Annotated in this window: 5 protein-coding genes; 1 reads left to right on the forward strand and 4 read right to left on the reverse strand. The window is 69.4% G+C overall.

Annotation, left to right across the window (positions count from 1 at the left end):
• A partial coding sequence (locus FDZ70_05975; GenBank protein ID TLM76849.1) for a citramalate synthase occupies nucleotides 1-1232 on the reverse strand: 1232 nt, incomplete at its 3' end.
• Nucleotides 1233-1250: 18 nt separating this feature from the next.
• On the reverse strand, nucleotides 1251-2138 hold the full coding sequence (locus FDZ70_05980; GenBank protein TLM76853.1) for a branched-chain amino acid transaminase: 888 nt from the start codon (nucleotides 2136-2138) through the stop codon (nucleotides 1251-1253).
• Between the two features lie 442 nt (nucleotides 2139-2580).
• Here FDZ70_05980 and FDZ70_05985 point away from each other — a divergent pair, with 442 nt between their 5' ends.
• On the forward strand, nucleotides 2581-3429 hold the full coding sequence (locus tag FDZ70_05985) for a hypothetical protein (protein TLM76850.1): 849 nt from the start codon (nucleotides 2581-2583) through the stop codon (nucleotides 3427-3429).
• Between the two features lie 86 nt (nucleotides 3430-3515).
• Here the strand turns inward: FDZ70_05985 and leuB are convergent, their stop codons facing one another.
• Both leuB and FDZ70_05995 read right to left on the reverse strand, forming a co-directional pair.
• On the reverse strand, nucleotides 3516-4577 hold the full coding sequence (gene leuB / locus FDZ70_05990) for a 3-isopropylmalate dehydrogenase (protein ID TLM76851.1): 1062 nt from the start codon (nucleotides 4575-4577) through the stop codon (nucleotides 3516-3518).
• 79 nt (nucleotides 4578-4656) lie between these two features.
• Nucleotides 4657-5286 carry a hypothetical protein gene (locus FDZ70_05995; GenBank protein TLM76852.1) on the reverse strand — a complete coding sequence of 210 codons (630 nt, stop codon included), beginning with the start codon at nucleotides 5284-5286 and terminating at the stop codon, nucleotides 4657-4659.
• Nucleotides 5287-5305: the final 19 nt, after the last annotated feature.

The following is a 5305-nucleotide window of genomic DNA, read 5'->3' on the forward strand; positions in this document are numbered from 1 at the left end:
GTCATGACGCGGCCGTCCTCGCGCTTCTCGGCGATCACGCGGAACGACTCGAGGGTGAAGAACGGCTCGGCCTCACCCATCTGGCGGCGCAACATGACCTCGAGCGAGCCGTCGGCCGCCTCGAACGAGTAGCCGGCGTGCTCCATCTCCTTGATGCGGTCGAGCACCTTGGCCGCGTCGGCGTCGTCGGACAGGTCGAAGCCGAGCTCGGCGGCCTTGAGCTTGATCGACGCGCGCCCGGCCAGCTCCGAGACCACCACGCGCGCGAGGTTGCCCACCGCGCCCGGGTCGACGTGCTCGTACGCACCCGCGAGCCGGTCGGTCGCGCTCGCGTGCAGGCCGCCCTTGTGCGCGAACGCGCTCGCGCCCACGTACGGCTGGTGCGGATAGGGCGACAGGTTCGCCGTCTCGGCCACGAAGTGCGACACCTCGGTGAGCAACCGCAGCTGGTCGCGCGTCACGCAGTCGTCACCCATCTTGAGCACGAGCGCGGGGATGATCGCGGTCAGGTCCGCGTTCCCGGCCCGCTCGCCGTAGCCGTTGATGGTGCCCTGCACGTGCGTGCAGCCGGCGTCCACTGCGATGAGCGAGTCGGCCACCGCGCAGCCGGCGTCGTTGTGCGCGTGGATGCCGAGCGGGCAGTCCACGAGCAGCCGCAGCTCGTTCACGGCGCGCAGGATCTCGTGGGGCAGGGTGCCGCCGTTCGTGTCGCACAGCACGACGCAGTCGACCCCCGCGTCGCACGCCGCCTGACAGACCTCGATGGCGTAGCCGGCGTTGGCCTTGTAGCCGTCGAAGAAGTGCTCGGCGTCGAGGAAGACCGTGCGTCCCTGCTCTTTCAGGTACGCCACCGACTCGCGCACCATGCGCAGGTTCTCCTCGAGCGTGGTCTGGAGCGCCTCGGTCACGTGGATGTCCCACGCCTTGCCGACGATGCACAGCGCCTGGCAGCCGGTGTCGAGCAGCGCGGCGAGGCCCTCGTCGTCGGTGGCCGCGGTGCCCTTGCGGCAGGTCGAGCCGAACGCCGAGACCACCGCGGTGGCCAGCTTCAGGCCCTTGACCCGCGCGAAGAACTCGGCGTCCTTGGGGTTGGACGCTGGGAAGCCGCCCTCGACGTAGTGGATGCCGAGGTCGTCGAGACGCGCCACGATGCGCAGCTTGTCGTCGACCGACAGCGAGAGGTTCTCGCGCTGCGTACCGTCACGGAGCGTCGTATCGTAGAGCGTGACCACCGGAAAGCGCCTCGCCTCCTAGACGCGGTCGAGCCACTCGTCGTAGTCGGGCTCCTCGCCGCGCACAACGCGGAAGTACTTCTCCTGCAGCGCCATGGTCACCGGACCGGGATCGCCGATCACGCGGCCGTCCACCGAACGCACCGGCACGAGCTCGGCCGCCGTGCCGGTCATGAACATCTCGTCGGCCTGATACAGGTCGGTGCGCACGAGCGACTGCTCGATGACGTCGATGTCCATGTCGTCGGCGATGACCATGACCGAGTCGCGCGTGATGCCCTCGAGCAGGCCGTCCGAGACCGGCGGGGTGATGAGCACGCCGTCGCGCACGATGAACAGGTTCTCGCCGGTGCCCTCGCAGACCTTGCCCTGTTCGTTGAGCAGGATGGCCTCGTTGTAGCCGTGCTTGTTGGCCTCGACGCGCGCGAAGCTCGAGTTCAGATAGTTGCCGGTGGCCTTGATGGCCGGGGGCATCGAGTTGACGCCGCGCTGGCGCCACGACGACACGCCGACGTCCACCCCATGCTTCAGGCCGTCCTCGCCCATGTACGTGGCCCACGGCCAGCACGCGATGGTCCTGCTCACGGGCGCCGGGACCGGGTCCAGTCCCATCGCGCCGTACCCGCGGAAGACGATCGGACGGATGTAGCACGCCGGCAGCTTGTTGGCGCGGATGGTCTCCTTGACCGCGTCGACCATCTGAGGGACCGAGTACCCGATCTCCATGAGCAGCATCTTCGCGGAGCGCTCGAGACGCTCGATGTGATCGGTCAGGCGGAACACGGCGGAAGCGCCGTCCGCGGTCTCATAGCAGCGGATTCCCTCGAACACTCCCGAGCCGTAGTGGAGTGCGTGCGTGAGCACGTGGACCTGCGCGTCGTCCCAGGCGACGAGCTCGCCGTCCATCCAGATGAAGTCGACCTTCGGCAGCGTCACGTCCAAGCACCCCTTTCACACGGCTCGGCGTTTGGGGGAACAGTGTACCCGACCCGCGAACGGGCCGTGCGTGGGCGAGCAACGCCGACAACGCGGTACCGATCGCAGGCGTGTCCGTGGCCGCTGGGGTACCTGACACGAACGACCCAGAGGATCAGTCCGCAAGCGCGAGATTCGTGCACCGGTACACGGCACCCTGCCCGTCCGCACGCCGGAGCACGCCGACGGTCGGCACACGCGTACCACTCGACGCCCCCGTGTGACCGCTCGGCGGAAGCAACAGCGGTGACGGAACATTCCCTGTACCCTGCGTCCAGGCACCCGGGCGATCGGATGGCGCGAGGGCGCGCGCGTCCATGCCGTTTCGCACCCGGTGCCCAGATATCCGGCAGCACGAGACAAGGAGTTCCCCATGCACAGTCGCACGATCCGCATCGCCGTCGTCGTCGCGCTCGCGGCCACGGCACTTCTGGCGTCCGTCGGCATCGCCGGCGCCGCTCCGGTTGGCCCGCCGCCCGGCCCGCCGCCCGGCTACGCGCCGGACGAGTACACCACCCCGATGAACACCCCGCTCGTGATCAGTGACCCCGCCCAGGGCCTCTTCGGCAACGACACCCACGTCGGTGGACAGCCGTGGGGTTTCGGCCAGCTTGAGGCCTTCCTGTGGGGCGAGCTCGGTCCGACCGGTCCCACCGCCCAGGGCGGCTCGATCACCGACTGGGACCGCTACGCAGGCACGTTCACCTACACCCCGCCCGCGGACTTCACCGGCGTCGACACCGTGCATTACAACCGCTGGGACCGTCTGTACGATGTTTGGTCGGGCCCTCACGTGCTGACGCTCAACGTCGGCGTGGACGAGCTCCCCGAGATCGACGTCGAGCAGAACGACCCGGCGGTCGTCTACTCGGGAACCTGGAGCACGCTCGCCCGCTCGCAGTTCTCCGGCGGTAGCGCGACCTACTCGGAAAAGGGCGGTTCGTCGGCCAGCATCTCGTTCAACGGCACCGGCATCGACTGGATCTCCGCGAGGACCACGTCAGCGGGCAAGGCGAAGGTCTACCTCGACGAAGTGCTCGTCGCGACCGTCGACCTGTACCGCAGCCCGAACCTGTTCCAGCAGACCGTCTACTCGGTCTCTGGGCTCGACAACGGTCCGCACACGCTGCGCATCGTGAACGCGGGCGGGAAGAACCCCTCGTCGTCGGGCATCAGGGTCTGGGTAGACAGGTTCCACGTCACCGGGACGCTCAGCGACTAGTACCCGACCTCCCCGCCGCACCACGACGGAAGGCGCCCCCTCGGGGGCGCCTTCTTCTCGTAGAACGCGGATGCCGGCCGGCGGCGCTACACGCGCTCGGCGATGAGGTCTCCGGTGCGGCTCGTTCCGACGAGTTCGCGACCGTCCTCCATGATGTCCTTCGTGCGGAAGCCGTCGGCGAGCATCCGCTCGATGGCCGCGTCGATGGCGTCGGCCTCCTCGGCCATGCCGAACGAGTAGCGCAGGAGCATCCCGCCGGAGACGATCGTGGCGATCGGGTTGGCGACGTCCATGCCGGTGTACTTGGGCGCGCTGCCGTGGCTCGGCTCGTAGAGGCCCGTGCCCTCGCCCACCGACGCCGACGCCAGCATGCCGAGCGAGCCGGACAGCATCGACGCCTCGTCGGACAGGATGTCGCCGAACATGTTGCTGGTCACGACCACGTCGAACTGGCGCGGGTTCTTCACGAGCTGCATCGCGCAGTTGTCGACGAGCAGGTCCCACATCTCGATGTCCGGGTAGTCGGCGACGGTGTTGTGCGCGACCTCGCGCCACAGCCGCGACGCCTCGAGCACGTTGGCCTTGTCCACCGAGCAGACGTTCTTCGTGCCGCGCACGCGCGCCAGCTCGCACGCCTTGCGCACGATGCGCTCGACCTCGTACGCGTGGTAGGTCTCGGTGTCGTACGCCATGTCGCCCTCGCGCCCACGCTTGCCGAAGTAGATGCCGCCGGTCAGCTCGCGCACGATCATGATGTCGACGCCGCGGATGACCTCGGCTTTGACCGTCGAGGAGTCGATGAGCGCGTCGAAGATGCGCACCGGGCGCAGGTTCGCGTAGACGCCGAGTTCCTTGCGCAGTCCGAGCAGGCCCTGCTCGGGGCGCACGCCGTTCGGATCGGTGGTGTCCCACTTCGGCCCGCCGATCGCGCCGAGCAGGACCGCGTCGGCCGCCTTGCACGCGGAAAGCGTCTCGGGCGGAAGCGGGCTGCCGGTCGCGTCGATGGCCGCGCCGCCAACGAGCGCCTCGGTGTAGGTGAACTCGTGGCCGAACTTCGCCGCAACAGCGTCGAGGACCTTGACGGCCTCGGCGGTGATCTCGGGGCCGATGCCGTCGCCGGGCAGCAGGCAGATGGAGTGCGTGGTCATGGTGCGGTCCTTTCAGTGTCCGTGCGGAGTGCCGATTCTACCCCATGCGGGGCGGCCGCTGTCGCATCGGGCGGCGGCGTCACGGCCCGGGTGGCGCGCCCTCCGGCGCGGCGGCCGCGGGGTCGAGTCCGAGCTCCTCGATCTCGGTGGCGAACGCCCGCTCGGCCTCCGCGTCGCCGAGGCGCTTGGCCACGGACAGGCCGAGGATCATCGCATCGGTGCGGTTGTGCTGAGCGACGCGCACGACCTCGAGCAGGGGAAGCGCCTCGGCGTCGCGGCCCTGCTGCACGAGGAACTCGGCGAACTCGTGGTTGGCTGGCGCGGAGAGCGGGAACATCTCGACGGCGCGCCGGAAGGAGGCCTCCACGGTCGCAGCGGGCATCAGCCAGTAGCGCTGGGCACGGGCGAGCCGGTAGGCGTAGGTCGGGTTGTCCGGCTCGAGCGCGAACGCCCGGTCCATCGTCGCGAGCGTCTGCTCGCGCACCGTCGCCCCCGTGCCCGCCGCGTAGCCCCAGGTCTGCGACGCGCAGAACCACAGGTAGGGATCGTAGTGCCACGCCTCGGCGAGCCGCTGGGCACGGAGCGCGTCGGCGCCCGTCGACCACGAGCCGTACCCGTCGACCGACAGGCGCGACAGCCACAGGCCGCCCGCGACCAGCACGAGCAGCATGGACAGGCCGAGCGTGGTGATCCGGGCGAGCGGTGGCACGGGACGGATCGTGTCCGGC

Source organism: Actinomycetota bacterium (genome assembly GCA_005774595.1).
Taxonomy (GTDB): domain Bacteria; phylum Actinomycetota; class Coriobacteriia; order Anaerosomatales; family D1FN1-002; genus D1FN1-002.